The sequence below is a fragment of the Chryseobacterium sp. Marseille-Q3244 genome (assembly GCF_940807095.1).
Lineage (GTDB): Bacteria > Bacteroidota > Bacteroidia > Flavobacteriales > Weeksellaceae > Chryseobacterium.
This window is the reverse complement of the sequence record NZ_CALNWX010000004.1, coordinates 273195-296647: the sequence shown is the minus strand read 5'-3', so window position 1 is coordinate 296647 and position 23453 is coordinate 273195. Positions and strand designations below refer to the sequence as shown.

At 33.9% G+C, this 23453-nt stretch carries 14 protein-coding genes and 2 pseudogenes; all 16 read left to right on the top strand.

Annotated features, from left to right (window positions below; translation table 11 throughout):
- The 16 genes and pseudogenes from NBX25_RS09520 (at nt 1) to NBX25_RS09450 (ending at nt 23447) form a co-directional block, all read left to right on the top strand.
- Nucleotides 1-3273, top strand: a complete 3273-nt coding sequence (locus tag NBX25_RS09520; protein WP_250253474.1) for a hypothetical protein — start codon at nt 1-3, stop codon at nt 3271-3273.
- A gap of 5 nt (nt 3274-3278) precedes the next feature.
- Entirely contained in the window at nt 3279-6539 is a 3261-nt protein-coding gene (locus tag NBX25_RS09515; protein WP_250253473.1) for a hypothetical protein, read from the top strand.
- 4 nt (nt 6540-6543) lie between these two features.
- On the top strand, nt 6544-10053 hold the full coding sequence (locus NBX25_RS09510; RefSeq protein ID WP_250253472.1) for a DUF6443 domain-containing protein: 3510 nt from the start codon (nt 6544-6546) through the stop codon (nt 10051-10053).
- A 4-nt stretch (nt 10054-10057) separates the two neighbouring features.
- Complete coding sequence (locus NBX25_RS09505) at nt 10058-10561, top strand: hypothetical protein (protein WP_123911577.1); 504 nt, start codon at nt 10058-10060, stop codon at nt 10559-10561.
- A gap of 3 nt (nt 10562-10564) precedes the next feature.
- Nucleotides 10565-10750, top strand: a pseudogene (locus NBX25_RS24695) (RHS repeat-associated core domain-containing protein); the annotation flags it as partial.
- On the top strand, nt 10748-11434 hold the full coding sequence (locus tag NBX25_RS09500; protein WP_284346222.1) for a JAB-like toxin 1 domain-containing protein: 687 nt from the start codon (nt 10748-10750) through the stop codon (nt 11432-11434). The pseudogene NBX25_RS24695 and the gene NBX25_RS09500, both read left to right, overlap by 3 nt.
- 4 nt (nt 11435-11438) lie before the next feature.
- Nucleotides 11439-11963, top strand: a complete 525-nt coding sequence (locus NBX25_RS09495) for a hypothetical protein (protein ID WP_250253471.1) — start codon at nt 11439-11441, stop codon at nt 11961-11963.
- Between the two features lie 65 nt (nt 11964-12028).
- Nucleotides 12029-12209: pseudogene (locus NBX25_RS24885) on the top strand (RHS repeat domain-containing protein); the annotation flags it as partial.
- A 642-nt stretch (nt 12210-12851) separates the two neighbouring features.
- Nucleotides 12852-13391, top strand: coding sequence for a hypothetical protein (locus NBX25_RS09485; RefSeq protein ID WP_250253469.1), 540 nt, complete (start codon nt 12852-12854; stop codon nt 13389-13391).
- A 16-nt stretch (nt 13392-13407) separates the two neighbouring features.
- Nucleotides 13408-14418 carry an RHS repeat-associated core domain-containing protein gene (locus tag NBX25_RS09480; protein ID WP_250253468.1) on the top strand — a complete coding sequence of 337 codons (1011 nt, stop codon included), beginning with the start codon at nt 13408-13410 and terminating at the stop codon, nt 14416-14418.
- Nucleotides 14419-14497: 79 nt separating this feature from the next.
- On the top strand, nt 14498-14977 hold the full coding sequence (locus tag NBX25_RS09475) for a hypothetical protein (protein ID WP_250253467.1): 480 nt from the start codon (nt 14498-14500) through the stop codon (nt 14975-14977).
- Nucleotides 14978-15283: 306 nt separating this feature from the next.
- A complete protein-coding gene (gene purB, locus NBX25_RS09470; RefSeq protein ID WP_047096071.1) occupies nt 15284-16711 on the top strand; it encodes an adenylosuccinate lyase in 1428 nt (475 codons plus the stop codon).
- Nucleotides 16712-16758: 47 nt separating this feature from the next.
- Nucleotides 16759-17736, top strand: coding sequence for a WG repeat-containing protein (locus tag NBX25_RS09465; RefSeq protein ID WP_250253466.1), 978 nt, complete (start codon nt 16759-16761; stop codon nt 17734-17736).
- Between the two features lie 15 nt (nt 17737-17751).
- Nucleotides 17752-19179 carry a serine hydrolase gene (locus NBX25_RS09460; protein ID WP_250253465.1) on the top strand — a complete coding sequence of 476 codons (1428 nt, stop codon included), beginning with the start codon at nt 17752-17754 and terminating at the stop codon, nt 19177-19179.
- Nucleotides 19180-19357: 178 nt separating this feature from the next.
- Nucleotides 19358-23053, top strand: a complete 3696-nt coding sequence (locus tag NBX25_RS09455) for a phosphoribosylformylglycinamidine synthase (protein WP_250253464.1) — start codon at nt 19358-19360, stop codon at nt 23051-23053.
- Nucleotides 23034-23447, top strand: coding sequence for a barstar family protein (locus NBX25_RS09450; RefSeq protein ID WP_250253463.1), 414 nt, complete (start codon nt 23034-23036; stop codon nt 23445-23447). The genes NBX25_RS09455 and NBX25_RS09450 overlap by 20 nt, the downstream gene beginning before the upstream one ends.
- The last annotated feature ends 6 nt before the right edge of the window (nt 23448-23453 follow it).

The following is a 23453-nucleotide window of genomic DNA, read 5'->3' as shown; positions in this document are numbered from 1 at the left end:
ATGAAAAGAAAAATTATAAATTTTATATTATTATTTTGTTTTAGCTGGACGTTTTCTCAATTATCAATAGGAAATGATAAGGAAACCCATCATACTAATATTGTTCCTTTTCCTACAACAGCAAATGCCTACAGTCTTGATAAGGTAGGGAAATTGCCTATGGATATGTTTAGAGGGAGAGCTAACATATCTATTCCTTTTTATACCATCAGTATAGACGGAATTAATATTCCTATAGGATTATCATATAATACAGGAGGAATAAAACTTAATGAAGTTGCAAGTACAGTTGGTTTAGGGTGGAGTCTTTCAATTCCTGGAAGTATTTCCAAAAATATAATGGGAAAGGATGATGATAATTATTCTATACGGTTTAAAAATTTTAATGAATCTTCACAATATCTAAATAGTATTATAGATTATAGTACAAATGATCCCAGAATATCTACTATAGAACAATTATATGATGGCTTTTCATATGATACAATGCCTGATATATTTCATTATAACTTACCTACAATTAATGGTGGATTTATAGTTAATAATAATGCCGGATATACCATCCCGCATGAAGATATAAAAATAAATAAAGTTAATACTGATCTTTTTAAAATAATAGATGAACAGGGTAATCAATTTTGGGTTTCAGGTAAGAATTTTATAAATGGAGGAACTCCAGGGGTAGCACCATATGTTAATTCATATGGAATAGACAGTCTTCAAACTGCTCAAGGAAAAATGATAAAATTTTATTATGCAAAAAATCAATCTTATATTGAAAAAACAGTTAATGAAAATGCATATATTAATTTAACAACACAAACAGGAGGCTCTTATAATCCTAATGGATTGTCAAAATATGATATTACACGGTCAAAAATTGATTATGCAGAAAAATTACTTACTAAAATTGTATTCCCTGAAGGAGAGATTATTTTCGAATATTCTGACGACCTAGAACTAGCCATTGAAAATAACGATAAGTATAGAAAAGATATTGGTACTACTATTGGCACTTCAACAATAAAAAATGGGTTGGCTCTTCGAAGAATAAAAGTAATGAGTAAAACCTCTGAGACTACAAAAGATTTCATTCTCAATTATTCATATTTCAATCCTCAGTCTCCTTCAGATATTCCTCAGGATTATCGTCTGAAATTAAATAGTGTCTATGATAATTTACAGAAATCGTTTTATCGTTTCACATATGATGAAAGTATCCCACTACCAAGAAGATCGACAGCCAATGATGATTACTGGGGATATATTAACAGAATTGGGAATTTAAATGATGATCATAACATCCCTCGAGAAACTTTTAATTCTTTAGTCAAAATATACCAAAATGGAAGAGATCGAGAAGCAAATACTCTTTATTCACAACTGGGTATTCTAAAAAAAATAACTTATCCTACTGGCGGATATAGAAATTTGTACTATGAAAATAATAAAACAGAAACAAAGCAATATTCTACAACAATAAAAAGAGATGAATATGAAATTTTAGAAAATATTTATCAAGATGGAGTATATGGAGATAATGCATCTGAAAAAACGTTTTCAGTTCCTTCCACTTTACTTAACAGTTTAATTGAACCAAAATTTGAATTTCAATTTGTTAACTGGTGTGATAATAATAATGACAATACAGGTACAATACGCCCTACCAGTTGCCTTGGATCTGCTAAAGTTATTACAAGTAGTGGTAGTAATATATATACATCTAATGGAAAACCATTTCTTAATGTACAATCAGCTACAACACTTCCAATAACTTTAAAGCTGTATAGAGTTGATGAATGTGGCTGTAATATTAATATGAATATCCTGCATGAGATCCGTAATGAGAGTACAGAAATAAAGAATATCGGGGGACTTAGAATATTAAAAGTAGAAGATTATGACGGAAAAAACATACAAAATATTTATAATTACCAATATAATGGAGGTGTTATCAATCAGCCTTTTGCATATACCAAAACTATATATAGGGAAGTTCCACACTCAGATGGGCATTCTGCTCCAGCTTATTTTCAGTTTTTAAAACTGAGTAATTCATCATCTGCAAACAGTTCATATTCAAGTTCAGATTTAATCACTTATTCCACAGTTACTGAATATAATGATAAAGGTGAAATTATTTATAATTTTTCTCAAAGTAATGAAAGCAAATCTGTTTCTGAAATAGCAATATCCAATTATGACAGTTGGAAAAGTGGCTTATTACTTTCTCAATATTATAAGAAAAACAATGATACTTTGCGTAAAGAAATATATACTTATTCTTTTAAACCATTGAAGAACTCTCTTTCTGGTTACAGTCCTATTACTAATAAAGAAATAAGCTTTGCAATCAATTTAGATATTACAAAAATAAAAAAAGAACAAGGTGTCTCCGGAAATTTTGTAGATGCTTTTAATATTCAATATAAATATATTAATATCGAGTCAGGAAAAATAGAAAATGATACTACAGAGGTTACAGGTTATTTAAATGGTAAAAAAATAATTACTACTTCTAGAAATAATTATTATGATACAGATATCACTAAACCAATCAATCTCCAGAGCACAGAAAATATATTGCCAGGTGGAGAGAAAATAAAAACGTCCTATCAATATGCTTATGAGAAAGGGTATCAGCTTATGATAGATAAAAATATGATTACCATTCCATTAGAAACAGAAACGAAACAAACTGCTAATGGAACTACAAAAACACTCTCAAAATCGGAAACCATTTACCCTAAGACTCTTCCTTCTCCTCAAACAGGGAATTTGGTACTTCCTACATCTATTTTATCATATAATCTTGAGAATCCCTCTTCAGGATCAACAGAATTGAGTTATGATAAGTATGATTCTAAAGGGAATATTGTGCAGTATACTAACAGATCGGGAGTATCAACAGTCATTATCTGGGGATATAACGGGACTCAGCCTATTGCCAAGATTGAAAATGCAAAACTGGAAGGAATTGGACAATCATTCATAGACAATATAGTGAATGCCTCTAACACAGATGCTGCCGCTGAAAGAAATAATGATGAAACCAATCTGCACAATGCCTTTAAGGACTTTAGGAATAATTTGTCCGGTTACCAGATCACAACCTACAGTTATGATCCATTAATTGGAGTAAGAAGTATTACCCCTCCCTCCGGAATCCGAGAAGTTTACCTTTATGATGATGCTGGCAGACTTAAAGAAGTCAGAGAACATAATAATACCGGAAAACTATTAAAAGAATTCAACTACCATTATAAAAACTAAAATCGATGAAGAAAATAATATTATTATTACTAATTGGGACGCTTTATAAAGCCCAGCTTATTGGTAATGAACAAACTAAGCAGGTTGTTCCTTTACCAGCCAGCGCAGAGTCTTATAGTCTTTCCAAAGTGGAGGCTATACCTATGGATTACTTCAGAGGAAAAGCCAATATTAATATCCCAATTTATACAATAAACGTTAACGGAATTAGTATTCCTATTTCTCTTGCGTATAATACAGGAGGAATCAAATTAAACGAGGTAGCTACTACGGTAGGATTAGGCTGGTCGTTGAGTATTCCCGGAACGATTTCTCATAATGTAGTAGGTCTCGATGATCTGGATGTCCCTTTTTTTAAGAAAAACATTTCAGAATATGGAGCTTATAACGGGGTCATTACTGAATCTTATATGAACAATCAGATACGGGCTGATCTTGAAAGTATCTACAGTGGGACTTACGATACCCAAAAAGATATTTTTGATTATAATCTGCCTACTGCATCAGGTTCTTTCTTGCTGAAAGAGAATAATCAGACGTTCTTGATTCCCAATGATGATGTTGTGATCACAAGAAATGATGGTAAATTTTATATAAAAGATACGCAGGGGACAGAATACTGGATGTCTCCAAGAAATTCGGTTATGCCTTGGAGTATAGGGGGACCTACAGTTTTGTATAAAACATTATATAATCTAGATGAAATTAAAATTAATAACAAATCAGTTTTGTTTTATTATAATAAAACCCATGGTTATGGAGAAAGGAATATCAACCAGATTGCCAATTTTAAACTAACCTCAAATTTAGGTGGAGGGTATGAACAACTGATTCGTCTTCCCAGATATGAAAAAACAGAGACCTCTACTTCTTTCTCAGAATCTTTAATCAGTAAAATCCGTTTTGATAATGGGGAGGTTAATTTTTTGTATTCCAATGATACTAATGCGGCATTTGTTGATGGCTCATCATACAGAAAAGACTTGAGCGGAGGGCAGGGAATTGCACTTCGTAGAATTATAGTAACCAATAAAGCTGGGGTTATTGTAAAAGATATTAGTCTTAATTATAGTTATTTTGAAACAGATAATGCTAATAAAACGTATGAAGATTACAGGCTTAAGTTATTGAGTGTTCGTGATAATTTGCAAAACACGGAGTATTCATTTGAATACAATGAAAAGTATAAGCTTCCTAAACGCAGCAGCAGTAATGATGATTACTGGGGATATATTAATAGCATCCATAACAGAGAAATACCAAATATTCCGAATTTGGTTTACGATTACGAAATTCCTTTAACAGAATTAAATGCTGTTGCTAAAAGAGATAGGGAACCGAATGAAATATATGCTGTTTTAGGGACGCTGACATCTATAAAATATCCCACAGGAGCCAAGAAAAATTTTTATTATGAACTTCCCCACAATTCAGGAAAGAAATCTACAGGATATGCTTGGGATTATTTACCAATAGGGGGAATGCAAACAGATCCATCGGAAGAAGATTTTTATGAAAAAAAGACTTTAACAATTACATCAGCACATATACAGCAAATAATAAATCTGGGAATTAATGCAGAGCCTGAAAAACTTGAAGTAAACTTTAGTAATGCTTGTTTAAATGCCAGTAATCCGGGTGATAATCAAACGATAGCAGAAACCCAATGTACGGGAACTGCAATATATGCCCCTCAACAGTTCTCTGAATGGCGCTCAAAAACCGTAGATTGGAATATATCACCTGGTAAAAATTTGGTATTGCAGCTGCAGAAAATAGGAAAATGTACATGTGCGATTGCTGGTGCAATTCGATATAAATACCCAACTTATATTGATGAAACTAAAAAATATGGTAGCCCTCGTATCCGGAAAATCGAAGATATTGATGCCAATAATGTTTCAAACGTCTATGAGTATGCTTACGGAAAATATGACAATGGAGTTTTTATCCCTGATTTTCAATTGAACCAGAAATATAATTTTTCATCTATTATTAAAAGACAGGTAAAAGAATATTTTGAAGGTAAGGAGACTGGATATTCTTTTGAAAAATATTACCGCCTTCACAATTCCAGTCAGGGCAACACCAGCTATGGAAGCTCGGATGTAATTAATTATCCTTCTGTAGTAGAAATTACAGATAAAGGAAAAATTATAAGAGAATATGAAATTTCCAGCAGTTCAAATTATGTATACAATAAATGGAAAGGCGGGAGGTTAAAGAGGGAAATTTATCTGAATAAAGCCAATGATACTTTAAAAATAGTAAAAAATACCTATGAGCTTAATACCTTAAAAAACAGTTTGTCAGAATTCACCACCAATGTTCCCCAAATAGCTGCCTTTTCTACAGATTTTGACATTACAAGAGGAACCGCCCTTGTATTAGACGTTCCGGTGGAGATCTATAATGTTGAGAATAAGATGTATATGATTGAATCTGCAAAAGTAGAACATGTGGAAACCACAACGAAAGAATTCTTCGGAAACAAATCTACTCTAACAAAGACATTAAATAGTTATTACAATACTGATATTAATAAACCTATCAATGTGAAAAGTACTGAAAACATTTTACCATCCGGGGAGAATATAAAAACAGAATATCAATATGCTCACCAAGCCGGAAATCAGCTGTTAATTGATAGAAATATGATTGCTATTCCCTTAGAAACAGAGACCACCAAAATCGCTAATGGGGTTAGCAATATAGTATCAAAAAGCAAAACAATTTTTCCTACAAGCCTTCCAATTTCTCAAACAGGATTTTTGGTACTTCCGACCTCAGTATTGTCTTACGATCTCCAGAATCCTAATCAGGGATTAACAGAATTGAGTTATGATAAGTATGATTCTAAAGGGAATATTGTGCAGTATACTAACAGATCGGGAGTATCAACAGTCATTATCTGGGGGTACAACCAAACTCAGCCTATTGCCAAGATTGACAATGCAAAATTCGAAAGCATTGGGCAACCTTTTATAGACAATATTGTGAATGTTTCTAATCTGGACGCTGCCGCTGAAAGAAATAATGATGAAACCAATCTGCTCAATGCCTTTAAGGACTTTAGGAATAATTTGTCCGGTTACCAGATCACAACCTACAGTTATGATCCATTAATTGGAGTAAGAAGTATTACCCCTCCCTCTGGAATCCGTGAAGTTTACCTTTATGATGATGCCGGCAGACTTAAAGAAGTAAGAGAACATAATAATACCGGAAAACTATTAAAAGAATTCAACTACCATTACAAAAACTAAGACGATGAAAAAACTTATAATTCCCATAGGTATGCTGCTGATCAGTCATTCAGTCCATGCGCAGGCTACTCCGGGAGAAAACTATATCCAATCCAAAACCTATTTAGATTACAATGGAACGACCCCTTCAAAAACCTCAGAAACTGTCCAGTATTTTGATGGTTTGGGAAGACCTAAACAGGTAGTGAATGTAAAAGCCTCTCCCTTGGGAAAAGATGTGGTTACTCACATTGAATATGACCAGTTCGGAAGACAGGTAAAAGATTATCTTCCCGTACCTCAATCAGGAACTTTGAATGGGGGGATTATTCCCAATCCTTTATCCAATGCCAGCAATTCTCCTTATGGCTCAGAAAAGATCTATTCCGAGAAAATATTGGAAAACTCTCCTTTGAACAGGCTTCAGCAACATATCCAGGTGGGGAATGACTGGAGTACTAAGCCTGTGAAGTTTGGGTATGAAACCAATATAGTCAATGAAGTGTACCAGCATATTACCATCACCACCTGGGAAAACGGAGCCACTAAAAGTGGAATAAGTTTATCTCCAGCTGTTTTATATGCACCTGGTACCTTGTATAAAAATACAGTGACAGATGAAGATGGAAATCCAACGGTAGAGTTCAAAAACGGAAAAGGGCAAACCTTGTTGGTAAGAAAGGTGATGGGCTCCACCGAGCAGGCAGATACTTACTATGTCTATAACGAATACGATCAGCTGGCCTTTGTGATTCCTCCCAATGCGGTTCAAAAACCTATTAGTGAATCTCTGCTTAATGATCTCTGCTACCAGTACCGTTACGACGGAAGAGGAAGACTGGTAGAAAAAAAACTTCCTGGTAAAGGTTGGGAATATATGGTGTATGATAAGGCTGACCGGTTAGTATTTACCCAGGATGCTAATATGAGCCCAACGAATAAATGGTTATTTACAAAATACGATGCATTAGGAAGAGTAATCATAACAGGTATTGTGAGTGGGAGCAGCAGAGCTTATATGCAGACAATGATTGGAGATGCAGTGATGACTGAGAACGGATCTGCCACCGGCTTTACAAAAAACGGAATGCAGATATTTTATACTAACACCAATTTCCCTTATCTTGAAACAGTCTTTTCGGTTAATTATTATGATACTTATCCGGGGTATAACTTTAATCCATCATTTCCTTCTACCATTCAGGGAGTAGAAACGTTAAAAGAAACGGTATCCCCGGAAGGGAAAAGTACCAAAGGACTTCCTGTGATGAGTTTTGTTAAGAATATTGAAGATGACAACTGGACCAAGAATTATACATACTATGATCCCAAAGGACGAGTGATAGGCACCCATTCCATTAATCATTTGGGAGGCTATACCAAAACAGAATCCAAGCTGGATTTTGCAGGAGTAGCTCAAACTGTGATCACCAAACATAAGAGACTGGAAACAGACACAGAAAGAGTCATCACAGAAACCTTTGACTATGACCACCAGAACAGACTTTTGGTTCACAAACATCAGGTAGATGCTAATCCCACAGAAATCCTTACCCAGAATATGTATAATGAACTTTCCCAGCTGGAATCTAAAAAAGTGGGTGGCATTGCTGCAGGATCTGCGCTTCAGCAGATGGATTATAAGTACAATATCCGTGGCTGGATGACTAAGATCAATGATCCTTCGAATCTAAATGGAAGATTGTTTGGCTATGAAATAAAATATCATAATCCTGTATCTTCAGCAAAATCACCCGGGAAGTTTAACGGAAATATTGCAGAGATCGACTGGAAGAATTCTTCAGAAGATATTCTGAAAAGATACAACTATGAATATGATCCTCTGAACCGTTTAAAAAATGGCTTTTACTCAGAACCTAATGCCACTAATCCTGCCAATGGTAATTTTGATGAATATCTTACCTATGACCTGAATGGAAACATCAATACCCTGCAACGAAAAGCCACTCCTGTATCAGGTCAAACTCCTGCATTGGTAGATAACCTTGAATATAAATACACCGGAAACCGCCTGAATCAGGTGATAGAATCTGCAATGAATGATACCGGGTATGAAGGCGGAAATAATATAATAGATTATGATGTGAACGGAAATATGATTAATATGAAAGATAAAGGGATGAATACTATTGATTATAATCACCTTAACCTTCCCAATGCTTTCACAATCAGTAATGCAAATCCTATAATTGGGCAGCCATTTAATGCTAACCTAATGTATTTATACCGTGCAGATGGAACCAAACTAAGAAAAACGTATTCAACGAGGCCTCCGAGAGGATCGGCTAGAACCAGTATGACCGATTATCTGGATGGCTTCCAATACTCATACCGGGAAGGTGGAGGACTCTGTCTGACCTGTCGTACCGAATCTGCTTTTGAAGAACAGGCTTACGGAAATCTCGGAAAAACTTTTCCTAATATAGGAGATCCGCCAGTATGGAAACTGGATTTTGTACCCACTTCAGAAGGTTTTTACAGTTTCACAGAAAACCGTTATATTTACCAGTATAAAGATCACTTAGGCAATACCCGGGTAAGTTTTGCCAAAGACAGCGCAGGTGTTCTGGAAGTTACCGATACGAATAACTATTATCCTTTTGGTCTCAACCATATCTCAGGAATGTTTGGAACTTCTAATTTTGGAGGGTTATATAGTTATAAGTACAATGGTAAGGAGCTGCAAGAGACGGGGATGTATGATTATGGCGCAAGATTCTATATGCCGGATCTTGGAAGGTGGGGCGTAATAGATCCGTTGGCGGAGAAATATTTTAATATATCGCCATTTAATTATACCGCAAATAATCCTATTCTTTATATTGATCCCGATGGGATGCAATTAGATTTGAGTAATATAATGAAGAAAGGAAATGAAGAGCAATATAAAGCTTTTGTGTTTTTTGCTAAAACAAAAGAAGGACAAGCTTTTTTATCTAAATATATGGAGAAAGGACAAAAAGTTGAATATGGAGGAAAGACTATTTTTGAAGCCAAGGTGAATGGAGAGTATCATAATAAAGGGATAGATCTATCATATGGAGTCAAAACAGACTCATCCGTAGGAGGGTCTACAACAGGCAAAATTAAGGGAGATGAGAAGAATGTCTCGATTTTGATTTCAAATAAAGCATATGGCGATTCTGGAAGTCAGTTTTTTAATACCTTAAGACAGATAGTTCACGAATCTTTTGTTCACGCTGATTTGGAAGCTAATGATCTTCAAGATGATGGTTATGTTAATTCAAGTAGCATTCCAAAAGAATATAGAAAATATGACACTTGGGAATCTCAGCATGGGCAACATTATTATATCCAGAATGAGTATTTAAAAGATCCTACAAACAATAAAGTAAATACATACACTAAGGAAGGGTTTCAAATTCTTAAGCAAGCAAACGAAGCTCTAAAATTAAAGTTAGGTAATTCTCAGATAAAAACTGAAATGTGGAATTTTAATGGGTCTATGATAAAAGTAGATAAAAATGGAAGCCTCAAACATAAAGATCAATAGTTGTATGAAATTAATTAGTATTATAATGATTAGTATACTCTTGCTTTCATGTCATAAAGAAAAGCAAGAGTATATTGAAGTATCATTGGGATTTAGTATGAATCCTAATGAACCAAGGATTGGAATCCTCATAAATGACAAAGACTCTTTGTATATATGTAAGGAAGATTTAATATCAGTTGACAATGGAGTAAAATATAAATATTTTAAATCAACTCAAAAGATTGATTTTGCTTTTTACAAAAAAAGAATATTAAACTCTTTTTATGATTCAATTCAATTTAAAAGTACTCCTGATGCCCAACCACGACAGATAAATTATTATTTAAATGGGAAGAATCTCAAATTTAGATTTTATTCACACGAATTATCAAAAAGGCAACAGGAAATTATTGAGGACTTGATTTTACTAAAAGAAGATAAAAGACTTAAAGAAATTCCTTATCATAAGTTTTCACGAGATTTGCTAGATTCTAAAATTCCTAACCCGCCACCTCCACCTAAATAACATTACAACTATAAGTACAATGGCAAGGAGTTGCAGGAGAGCGGGATGTATGATTATGGTGCAAGGATGTATATGCCTGATTTAGGAAGATGGGGTGTGGTCGACCCGCTGGCGGAAACTTCACGTAGATGGAATCCTTATAACTATGCTTATAATAATCCCATAAGATTTATTGATCCAGATGGAATGCAAAATCAAGATATTATTAAGATTTTTAACAATGGTAATATAGAAAGAACAAAAGATGATAATGCATATGATACTATTACCAATGAAGAAGGTTCTAAATCTATAAAAATTGCTCGTACCAATGTGACAAAATCAAATCCTACAGGAGATTCGCAAATAGGGGAAGCTAAAACAGTCCCTTTAGAGACTGAAGGACATGATGATGTTCCTGGAGGTACAAAATTTACCTATTTACAAATACAGGATTATGGAGCCGCTACTCAGTTTTTTGAATTTGCAGCGGATAATACTAAGGTCGAATTTGGACAGGATACACTTAATTTTTCGGATGGGTATTCTACAAATATTGTCAGTACTAATCATTCAGAAAATGAAAGTAGTAGTGCTGTTAAAGCAATAGGGTATGTTGATGTAAGCCAGCCTGGATCAGCATCTCGACATTTTATAAGTAATGCAACTCGGCAAGAAAGAGTACATTCTCATACATTAGGTTCTGAGCCCGGGCCAGCAGGTTTTAGTTCTTTCCCTAAAAATGGGACATGGGTAAGTGAGTTAGAATTAAATCGAGGAGATCGTAAAAATTACGATAGCAACATTAAGAATGTATATCAGTATACTCCGAAAGTGGGTTATTTTAGATATACCAATCAAACATCAACATACACTGGTAAAACAAAAAAATAGGATTATGAAGAATTATATTTTATTAGCTTATATACTTTTAATAGCTAGCGGTTGTAAAAATAACATACAAGGTCAGAAAAAAAATAATTTATATCAAACTATTGTCAAGGCATATATTGAATATAGAAACTCAAATAAAGAATTAGATAAGAATAAAAATATATTATTAATTGGAGCTAACACAAGTGAATATTACGAAAATAGTTATTGGATAGATGTTTCATTTGAGAATCCAAAATTATTACATGATGTTAAGTATAGTAAAGTATATGAAATAGAAGATTATAAGCTAATTATAGATGAGTCGTTTGAAAAATCAGAGATATTAAAAAACTCATTTAAAGAAACTAAATATGAAAACTTTAATTTGGCGACTCAACAAATAGATTATAGTGTTAAAAATTGGCATATTATATTTAATTCTAAAAATGAGGTTATTCGTATAACATCTCCTTATCAAAAGTCAAAAGAAATAAAAAGTTTGCTTTTGAAAAAAGGAGTGAAATTTTCAAAGGACTATGAAGAGTAAAATTATATAATAAATATGAGAGACTACCTCCAAGGTAGTCTCTAGTTATAATAAGTAGTAAGAACTATAAGTACAATGGTAAGGAGCTGCAAGAGATGGGAATGTATGATTATGGAGCGAGAATGTATATGCCTGATTTAGGTAGATGGGGTGTGGTGGATCCCCTCGCGGAGAAAATGACCAGATATAGTCCTTATAATTATGCTTTTAATAATCCAATGAGATTTATAGACCCAGATGGAAGACAAGGAACCGATATTTATAAATGGGACAATGCTGGAAAGTTAACTAATGTTGCTTCTTCCGATAGAGATGTTATTTATGCTGAAAATCAATTTGAAAAAGATGGAAAAACTCTTAAAGAAAGTGCTCAAGGTGTAGATGTTGGAGAAAAAGGAACAATTGCTGCTAATAAGGAGGAAATTAAGTTAGAAAGTACATTAAAAGATTCGAAAGGAGGAAAATCTGATTTAATGACGACATTAAAACTTAATGATCCCAATAAAGCGACAGAATTAGCCGAATATTTATATAATAATGCTAAACCAGAATTTACAAATGGGACCTATACTTCTAAAGGAGGAAATTTAACAAAATCCGTTATCTCAACTTTTGGTTTAATTGGAAAGTCACCGGTTGATCCAAGAGCATTAGGAATGACAAACTTTTCATCTTTTGAAGGAGTTTTCACATTAACAAAACATGATCACAATCATCCTGGAAATAGTCTTCCAAGTGGATATTTTCCTTGGGGAAATGTAGGCAAACACAGGGATGCTTATGAAGGAAGTTATGATTATGACAACACAGTTAATCCGATATATAAAAATACTATTTTTAGAGTTTATAGAAATGGTTCTTACACAACATATAATAGCAATGGAGCATATGAAAAATAAATTAATATTACTCTTAATCCTTATATCCCAATTAAGTTGGTCACAAATTCCTTGTGTATCTAAAAATTATAAAATTAATAATTTTATTGATGCTTTTATTTATGTGAATGATGATGAAAATTTTGTATCGAGTTTATCATCAATTTATATATCAAGTCTATATTATGAAGATCAAGGATACATGATAATTATAACTAGGGAAAATAATAGCGATATAATGATAGACCCTAAGGCTAAAAATTTAAATTTCTTTAAGTATAAAAAATTTAATCTATTATTAAAGGGTAATAAAGTCGAAGATATCGAGTTTTTAAAGAAAATTATTGACCATAAATCTATTTCAAATAATTCTGAATTAAAATTTACCACACCTAATAAAAATATTTCTAGTGATCCTTATCAATGGTTTTTTCTCTTTGATAAAAAAATGAATCTAATAAATTATTCTTTGCCAGAAAAGGAAGAGAAAATTAAGGAAGTTTTTGAAAAATTTGATATTTCAACAAATAAAGTTGAAAAAAGATATTGAGTAGTTTAAGAATTTTTTGCAGCACAAAGACCACCTTGGAAATACAAGGATAAATTTTGCAAAAAACAACGCAGGCGTTCTGGAAATTACCGATACGAATAACTATTATCCTTTTGGTCTCAACCATATATCAGGAATGTTTGGAACTTCTAATTTTGGAGGGTTATATAGTTATAAGTATAATGGCAAGGAATTGCAGGAGACGGGTATGTATGATTATGGGGCAAGATTCTATATGCCTGATCTTGGAAGATGGGGAGTTATGGATCAGTTGGCGGAGAAGATGACGAGACATAATCCTTACAACTATGCGTTCAATAATCCATTGAGGTTTATCGACCCCGACGGGAGAGAAGCTACAGATATCTTCAAATGGGATAACTTAGGAAAGCTAACAAAAGTTGCTGATTCAAATACAGATGTAATATATGCAGAAAATCAATTTGAAGGTGACGGTAAGACTTTAAAGGCGGATGCAAAAGGTGTTGAAGTTGGAGAAAAAGGTTATATTGAGGCAAATAGACAGGAAATTACTTTATCTGAAACATTTACAGATCGTCAAGGGAAAAGCTCTAATACTCTAACAACATTAAGTTTCCATAACAATCCGGCAAAAGCAACAGAAGTTGCAGAATATATGTATAATAATGGAACGAGTGAATTTTCAAATTCAACATATGCTTCTAGTAAAGGTGGGTTTTCTGTTGTATCAACTTTAGGATTGCCTTCAAAAACATTCGTTGATCCGAAACAATATATGCAGAATTTTAATATTAATGGTGATTCCTTTTATCCTAGTGTCTTAACTAATCATGATCATAATCATCCAAGTAATTATCTTCCTAGTGGATATATGTTTAATGTTAAGGACAATATATACATCCCAAGGAAATCAGATGTAGAAGGAGCTAGAGGAAATATGGATTATCATAACACTGTAGATCCTGATTTTAAAAATGTTAAATTTAGAACATATTTGAAAGGAAAGTATATGAACTATAACTCTAAAAGTGCTTATTATGATTAGAAAAAAAATTCTTTTAATTTTTTCCTGTTTATTATATATAACTATTTATTCTCAGAATATTACATAGAAGAAAGGGATATTGAATCCTTTCATAAATGCTTTTTATGAAAATATTTTGGAAAAAGATGTCAATCTTAAAAATAATTTCTTAACAATAATATATATAGAAGACGAATTAAAAAATAAAAATATTGATTTGGATCTTAGTACAGGTGATATGAGTTCAAATCTAAAAAAAGTTGACTCTTTTAAAAGAGCCATTATCAAGTATGGAAATGTTAATATTTTACTTATAGGCAAAAATAGTAATGATATCAATTTTTTAATGAAATCAATTAAAAAAACAGGTAAAGTCTATGTAAATAAAAACCCCAATATAAATAATGTGAGCTTTTTTGATGAAGAATATGTTTGGAGTTTATTGTTTAATAATAAGAATGAATTAATAAACTTTTATGTACCAGAAGAAAAAGATAATGCCTATAAAATATTTAATAGTATAAAGAATGAAGTTAGGATCGGAAAGGATTTTAAAGATATAGGATATAACAATTGGTAACCCCTTCGCTGGCACGAGCGTCTCGCTCGTGTCGATAGATAAAAACAAACCCATCGTTTTTTTGCGGTGGGTTTTGTATTACAAAAATTGCTTCAAGTCTCCGAATACTTTCTTCATGCTACCAAATCCTTTCACATGCCACACAAACTCTTTGTGTGGGAAAATAATAATAGCCATTATGATGTAAAATGAATAAGAACTTTTCAAAATTTCCCTTACATCATCACTACAAAAAATCATAAAACCAACATTTTCATCTCTCACTGAAAAATCGTATTTTTGTGCATCTAAAAAGTAAAAGAACGAATGAATTCCTACAAAAATCCATTGGAAGAGCGCTATTCCAGTGAAGAAATGTTGTTTAATTTCTCACACAATAACAAATTCCGTACCTGGAGAAAGCTTTGGATCGCTTTAGCAGAGATCGAAAAAGACTTAGGGCTTGAAATTACAGACGAGCAGATCGCTGAATTAAAAGCTAATGCTGAAAATATCGATTTCGATAAAGCAGCAGAATACGAAAAGAAATTCCGTCATGATGTAATGGCTCACGTTCACACCTATGGAGATGTGGCGCCTTCAGCAAAGGGAATAATTCACTTGGGAGCTACTTCAGCTTTTGTAGGAGACAATACAGATTTAATTCAAATCCGTGACGGACTTTTAATCTTAAAGAAAAAGTTGGTGAACGTAATGAAGAATTTAGCAGACTTTGCGATTCAGTACAAAGATCTTCCAACTTTAGGATTTACACACTTCCAACCGGCTCAGTTAACAACAGTAGGAAAAAGAGCAACCCTTTGGTTACAAAGTTTGGTTCTTGATATTGAAGAATTAGACTTCTTCTTAGAAACCCTTCGTTTCAGAGGAGTAAAAGGAACTACAGGAACTGCTGCAAGTTTCCTTGAACTGTTCAACGGAGATTATTCAAAAGTAAAACACTTAGATAAAGAGCTTTCAAAAAGATTCGGATTCGAAAAGGTGTTTGGAGTTTCCGGACAGACTTACGATAGAAAGATTGATGCGAAAGTGGTAGCTTTATTAGGAAACATCGCTCAGTCAGCTCATAAATTCACAAACGATTTACGTTTACTTCAGAATCTTAAGGAAATTGAAGAACCATTCGAGAAAAACCAGATCGGTTCATCGGCAATGGCGTACAAGCGTAATCCAATGAGAAGTGAAAGAATCGGAGCATTGGCAAAATATGTAATGTCTTTAACGACAAGTTCTGCAATGGTAGCTTCTACACAATGGTTTGAAAGAACATTGGATGACTCTGCAAACAAGAGATTAACCATTCCTCAGGCATTCCTTGCTGTAGATGCAATTCTATTGATCTGGAATAATATTATGAACGGAATCGTTGTATATCCGAACAGAATCAACAAGCATATCGAAGAAGAACTTCCTTTCATGGCAACAGAATATATCATCATGGAAGAAGTGAAAGCTGGTGGTGACCGTCAGGAAATTCACGAAGTAATCAGAGTTCATTCTATGGAAGCTTCCAAGAAAGTGAAGGAAGAAGGAAAAGAAAATGATTTGATCGAAAGAATCTTAAACGATGATTCTTTAAAATTAGATAAATCGAAATTAAAAGAAGTTTTAGATCCTAAGAACTTTATCGGGTTTGCACCGATTCAGACGGAAGAATTCGTCAAGAATGAAGTGCAGCCGATTATAGATCAAAATAAAGACTTAATAGGATTAGAAGCTGATCTTAAAGTATAAAACAATATGCAGCCTTTTGGGCTGCATATTTTATTTTAAACCCAACCATGAACAAAGTCCTTTTATTGATTACCTTAATTCCTGTACTGGCTTTCTCTCAGAAGAAAGAAGTTTTGAGGTATTTTAAATCCAAAGATTCTTTGATTGGAGTCAAAAACCAGGCTGGAAAGATCATCATACCAGCAGAATTTAAAGATTATACCGGAATTAAAGAAGGCGAATTGGTAAAAGACGGGATAGAGAATGAAACCATTCTCTTTGCTGGTGGGAAAAGAGATGAAAAATATGAAAAAAATGCCTTTGGATATGTTTACGACAGAAAAGGTAATTTTTTATATAAGCCTTATTTATATGATAACGGAGCAGACTATTTTTCAGAAGGTGTCAGAAGATTTGTGAAAAATGGGAAAATAGGCTTTGCAGATAGAAACGGAAAAATAGCCATTCAGCCTGAACATGATTTTGTCTCCTCTTTCAATTATGGATATGCATCCTTTTGTAATGGATGTGATTGGGAAAAAACAGAAGATGAACATCGAAGTATAGTGGGGGGAACTTGGGGAATACTGAACGTTAAAGGCGAAACAGTTCAGCCACTTACTAAATATTCTGAGAAAGACGTTAATATTGATGGAAAATACTATCCATATCCATTTCAATACAATAAAAAGGAGGAGAAAATCCTTCAATTTTTTGAAAAATACAATAAAATAATCTCAGACGTTCATTATGTTAATGTATATAATGAGTTATCTGAAAAAGAAAAAAAACTTTTTTTTGAAATTGTAGAAAGACCCCAAAAAAACTTTCCCTATTATCAAGTGAATACCTATGATTATCAAAAAATAAATTTAGGATCATTCGATGACTTGAAATTTTTCGTATCTGAAGATGGAAAAAGTGTGTATATCTTAAATTATGAAGATAAAATGATTTCTTTCGAAGAATGGTTGAAAAATGAAATACAACAAGCAGAACAATATCAGAAAGAGCACCCTAATAACCCAAACAAATTCAAAAAATAACCATAATTAAATCTCATGAGAAAAAGTATATTTATATGCATTCTTACTTTGGCATTCGTAAAAAACCATGCACAAAGTGAAAAAGCGGTCTACTCAATTATAGACGCTAATGCTCAGAAGATTGCAAAAGATTCCAAAGCTTATTCTGTTTCAATCGGAATTATCAAAGACGGAAAAGTGTATACGAGACACTTTGGTGAAATAGATAAAGGAAAAGGGAATAAAGCAGATGACAATACCTATTTTGCCATAGATTCTGTTACTAAACTTTTTACAGGACAATTGTTAGCTCAGGCGGTTCTTGAGGGAAAAATAAGTCTGGATGATGATATACGTAAATACCTGAAAGGGTCTTATCCCAACTTAGAATATAATGGAGTTCCTATAACAGTTCGTAATTTAATTTCTTATGAAACGGCCTTGCCTAGAAATCTCCCTATTGATGATGAGCTGAGAAAAAACATGACCGATGAAACTCCTTTTCTTTACGAGAAGCTCAACGAAGGATATACAAAAGAAGACTTTAAAAAAGACCTGGCAAGTGTCAAATTGGATATGAAGCCGGGAACAAAATATAAATACAGCAATTTGAGCCTGGAATTGGCTGGCCTTATGTTGGAAAATATATATGGAAAAAGTTACGAAACCATTTTAAAAGAAAATATTTTTTCAAAAAACGGGATGAATCATACCAAACTGGAACTTGGAAAAGATGAAGCTCAAGCCAATGGGTATCACGAAAATTATAGACTGATGCCGGTTTCAACAAGTCTTCTGTGGGGATCCGGAGGTTCAAAAACAGAATCTACTTTAGGAGATATGATGAAGTTTTTAAAAGAAGAACTGGATCCCAAAAATAAAATAGTACAGGAATCTCAAAGAAATATTGATAACAGTAAAGAAGGCTGGTATGGCTATTTGTGGGATAAACATTTTATTACCAACAATGGAAGAAGAGGATTTAAACATGGAGGATCGTATGGAACAAATACCCTGTTTACGATATTTCCAGAACTGAATATAGGAATTTGTATGATGGTGAATATCAATGGACCCAAAACATATAGCACACTTTATAGTGGTACTACAAGTTTGGTGGAAGATCTGATCTCAACTTCAGATAAAAAACAGGTATATGGATATTCTGTAAAGGGCGATAAAGTGGTTTTCACTTATACGCATCCTGTAAACTTAAATGCAGCTCTTCTTCATACGGTATCCATTGCAGGGAGTTTTAACGACTGGGATTCCGAAAATAAAGAGTTTCAGATGGTAAAAAAGGATAAAAACCGTTATGAACTGGAGATTCCGGTGTCTCGATTTGAAAAGGGGAAGACCTATTCTTTCAGATTTGTATTGAATAAAGAAGAATGGATGGAAGCTCCTAAAAATGCATCCAATAATGATGGTACCAAAGATAATAACCTTGCATTGGTTTTATAACAAAAAGATTGAGGTTAAAGAAAGTAAAAAGAGTAAATTTGTACACCGTAATATTGGGAGATGATCCCCTAAAGAGAATCTATATAGAAAGAACAGAAAGTAACAATCTGGTGTAGGTGCTCTGAAACTCAGAAAAAGTAAAAGAAAAATAAATCTAATATTAAAAATCTGACATCTAATGTCTAATAACAAAAGAATTTTCGTAGAAAAAAGAGGAATTTTCGATGTTGAAAGTCCAAAAATTTTTGATGAAGTAAAAGCAGTTGTTCCGGCAATTCAAAGTGTGAAAGTCTACAATGTGTATGACATTTTTAATTTGAATGACGGGGAATTCGAAAAAGTAGTGAACAATACTTTTGTAGACCCTGTTACTGATATTTTACATACAGAAAACCCTGCAAAAAGCATTTATTTCGGGATGGAGTTCCTGCCTGGTCAATACGACCAGAGAGCAGACTCTGCACAACAATGTATTGCTTTATTGACAGAAAATGAAAAATCAAAAGTAAGAAGTGGAAAGCTGATCGAATTTGTAGGAGTTTCAGAAGCTGATTTGATGAAAATCAAAGACCTTTTGATTAATAAAGTAGAGTCTCAGGAAAAAGATCTGTCTGTATTGGATATTCCTGCTGATGAAACACCATCAAAAGTATTAATCCACGAAAATTTCATCAATTTCAATGATGCTGAACTTGAAAATTTCTATAATAATCACGGTTTTGCACTAGGCTTAGATGATCTGAAATTTATTCAGGAGTACTTTAAAACTGAGGAGAGAAATCCTACGGAAACAGAATTGAAAGTATTAGACACGTACTGGAGCGATCACTGCCGTCACACGACTTTCGAAACAGAATTGTCAGACATTCAGTTTGAAGGAGACTTTAAACATACATTGGAGACCATTTTCAATGATTACATCGAAAAAAGAAAATTCTTAGGCCGTGAGCTGAAGCCGATCTCTTTAATGGACCTGGCAACAGTTTGTGGTAAATATTTCCATAAAACAGGGAACCTTGACAACCTTGTGATTTCTGATGAGATCAATGCTTGTACCATCCAGATCGAAGCAGAATACGATGGTAAAAAAGAACCTTGGTATTTATTATTCAAGAACGAAACACACAACCACCCAACGGAAATTGAACCTTTTGGAGGGGCATCCACTTGTTTAGGAGGAGCGATCAGAGATCCATTATCCGGAAGATCTTTCGTATTCCAGGCAATGAGGTTAACAGGAGCTGCCGACGTTTTAGAATCAGTAGACAAAACATTACCAGGAAAATTACCTCAAAAGACTATTACAAAACAGGCTGCCAACGGATATTCATCTTATGGTAACCAGATAGGTCTTGCTACCACAATGGTTTCTGAAATCTATGATGAAGGCTACAAAGCCAAAAGAATGGAAGTAGGTTTCGTTACCGGAGCCGTTCCGGTAGACTGGGTAAGACGTGAAAAGCCTGCCAACGGTGATTCTATCATTATTTTAGGAGGAGCAACAGGTCGTGATGGAGTAGGAGGAGCAAGTGGAAGTTCAAAAGAACAGGACGAAACCTCTATTCATACCATGAGTTCTGAAGTACAGAAAGGAAATGCAGTAGAAGAACGTAAGATCCAAAGACTATTCAGAAACCCTGAACTGACAAGATTGATCAAAAAATCAAACGATTTTGGTGCGGGAGGTGTTTCTGTAGCGATCGGTGAAATTGCAGACTCTTTAGAAGTAAATCTTGATGTATTACCTTTAAAATATGAAGGATTAAACGGAACAGAACTGGCTATTTCCGAATCTCAGGAAAGAATGGCGGTTGTAGTAGATCCGAAAGACAAAGAAAAGTTCATCAAATTCTGTGAAGCTGAAAATATTGTAGCGGTAGAAGTGGCAAAAGTAACAGATTCAGGAAGAATGCAGATGTTCTGGAAAGGAGACAAGATTGTAGACCTTTCAAGAGCATTCCTTGATACCAATGGATGTTCAAAATCTCAGGAGGTAAAAATCAACCACCTTGAAGAAGTAAAAACAGAAACTAAGGCATTCAACGAAGAAAACTTCCTGAATACCTTAAAAGATAAAAACGTAGCTTCCCAAAAAGGATTATTGGAAATGTTTGATTCTTCAGTAGGAGGAACAACCGTTGCGATGCCTTTAGGTGGGAAATACCAGCAAACCCTAATGGAAGGAAGTGTGCAGACACTACCGATTTTAGGAGCAAAAGATATCAAAACAGTATCTTTAGCAAGCTGGGGATTTGATGCTGAAATTTCTAAGCAAAACTCCTTATTAGGAGCATCTTATGCCGTAGTAGAAAGTGTTGCTAAGATTGTTGCGATGGGAGGTGATTATAAAAATATCAGATTAAGCTTCCAGGAATATTTCGAGAAGCTGGGGCAAGCACCTGAAAAATGGGGTAAACCTTTAGCTTCACTTTTAGGAGCTTATGATGCACAGATCAACCTTGGATTAGCAGCGATTGGTGGTAAAGATTCCATGAGTGGAACCTACCAGGATCTGAATGTACCTCCAACATTGATTTCTTTTGCATGTGCGAATGGAGAGAAACAAAATATAATTTCTCCTGAATTTAAAACAGCAGGAAATAAAATCTATTTCTTCAATCACATTGCTCAGGAAAGCGGTCTTCCAAACTATGATGCTTTAAAAGAAATGTACACATTCATCTTTGAGAACATCAAATCTGGAAGAATTGTTTCTGTAAAAACAGTAAAAGATGGTGGAGTAGCAGTAGCATTGGCAAAAATGAGTTTCGGAAACAGATTAGGAGCTGAAATCAATGCTGATGAAAATACTTTACTAGCTAAAAATATCGGTAGCTTACTTATTGAAGCTAAAGAAGAATTAAGCAACGCATCTCTTCAGCTAATCGGAGAAGTAAAAGATTCTGGTATTTTAAAGATCAACAATCTCGAAACCCAAATCACGAATCTTGAATCTGCTTACACAGGGACATTCGAAAATCTTTTCCCTACAGTAGAAAAAGAAAAGCTAACGGTTGAAATTGATGAAAAATCAAACTCAATCAACCCAAGAAATATCATCATCAAAAAACACGGAATTGCTCAGCCAAAAGTATTTGCTCCGGTATTCCCAGGAACGAACTGTGAGTATGATACTTTAAATGCATTCCAGAAAGAAGGTGCTGTGGTAAGTAGTCTACCTTTAATTAATATTAGTCATCAACTATTGGATGAAAGCATCGATGCTTGGGTAGAAGAGATCAGAACTTCTCAGATCCTTGCATTCTCAGGAGGTTTCTCTGCAGGTGATGAGCCTGATGGTTCTGCAAAGTTCATTGTTAACGTTTTAAAGAACGAAAAGATGAGAAATGCGGTACACGAATTACTAGACAGAGACGGTATGATTATCGGGATCTGTAACGGTTTCCAGGCTTTGGTTAAATCGGGACTGTTACCTTACGGAAGAATTAAAGATCTTGATGAAAACTCTCCGACATTGGCTCACAATGCCATCAGAAGACACATTTCTCAGATGGTAACGGTAAAAGTAGTAAACGATGAAAGTCCATGGTTAAAAGGGATGAAAGGCCAGACTTTCACCATTCCGATTTCTCACGGAGAAGGACGTTTCATGGCTTCAGAAGAAGAAATCAAGAAGTTATATGAAAATGGACAGATCGCAACGCAGTATATTGATTTCGATGGAAACATTGCTCACGGAATGCCATTCAATCCTAATAATTCATTGTTTGGAATTGAAGGAGTGACCAGCCCATGCGGAAAGATCTACGGAAGAATGGGACACCCGGAAAGATTTACGGAAGGTCTCATGAGAAATATACCAACCGCGAATTATCATAATATATTCAAAAACGGTGTTGAATACTTCAAATAACAATACAAGAAAAATGATCGTCATTCATGGCGGTCATTTTTTGTCTTTAGACGGTTTCTATGAAGAAGCTTCTAATGTATTAATGAAAGGTACAGATTGGAAAATAGGAACCCTTGATGGCTTTGATGATATTCTCTACGGCGGTTTCGGAGTCTTTGAGAATAAAGAAGAAATTGAAATCGTGTGGAAAGAATCACAAAAATCAAGAGATGATTTAGGGCTAAAAGCTACTCAGGAATTTTATGAAAACAAGATCAGACAGGGAAAACTATTCAATATACAACTGATGCAGCAAAAACTTGATGAATTGAGAGCTGGAAAGGGACAGACATTGTTTGAAATTTTGATCGAAATTATATCGTCACATAAAAATATTACACTAATTTTAGATTAAATATCT

What these genes read in the sequence shown, in the direction of transcription:
- NBX25_RS09520 (WP_250253474.1), top strand. Translation starts at nt 1, where the DNA reads ATGAAAAGAAAAATTATAAATTTTATATTATTATTTTGTTTTAGCTGG.
- NBX25_RS09510 (WP_250253472.1), top strand. Translation starts at nt 6,544, where the DNA reads ATGAAAAAACTTATAATTCCCATAGGTATGCTGCTGATCAGTCATTCA.
- NBX25_RS09460 (WP_250253465.1), top strand. Translation starts at nt 17,752, where the DNA reads ATGAGAAAAAGTATATTTATATGCATTCTTACTTTGGCATTCGTAAAA.
- NBX25_RS09515 (WP_250253473.1), top strand. Translation starts at nt 3,279, where the DNA reads ATGAAGAAAATAATATTATTATTACTAATTGGGACGCTTTATAAAGCC.
- NBX25_RS09505 (WP_123911577.1), top strand. Translation starts at nt 10,058, where the DNA reads ATGAAATTAATTAGTATTATAATGATTAGTATACTCTTGCTTTCATGT.
- NBX25_RS09485 (WP_250253469.1), top strand. Translation starts at nt 12,852, where the DNA reads ATGAAAAATAAATTAATATTACTCTTAATCCTTATATCCCAATTAAGT.
- purB (WP_047096071.1), top strand. Translation starts at nt 15,284, where the DNA reads ATGAATTCCTACAAAAATCCATTGGAAGAGCGCTATTCCAGTGAAGAA.
- NBX25_RS09455 (WP_250253464.1), top strand. Translation starts at nt 19,358, where the DNA reads ATGTCTAATAACAAAAGAATTTTCGTAGAAAAAAGAGGAATTTTCGAT.
- NBX25_RS09465 (WP_250253466.1), top strand. Translation starts at nt 16,759, where the DNA reads ATGAACAAAGTCCTTTTATTGATTACCTTAATTCCTGTACTGGCTTTC.
- NBX25_RS09500 (WP_284346222.1), top strand. Translation starts at nt 10,748, where the DNA reads ATGCAAAATCAAGATATTATTAAGATTTTTAACAATGGTAATATAGAA.
- NBX25_RS09495 (WP_250253471.1), top strand. Translation starts at nt 11,439, where the DNA reads ATGAAGAATTATATTTTATTAGCTTATATACTTTTAATAGCTAGCGGT.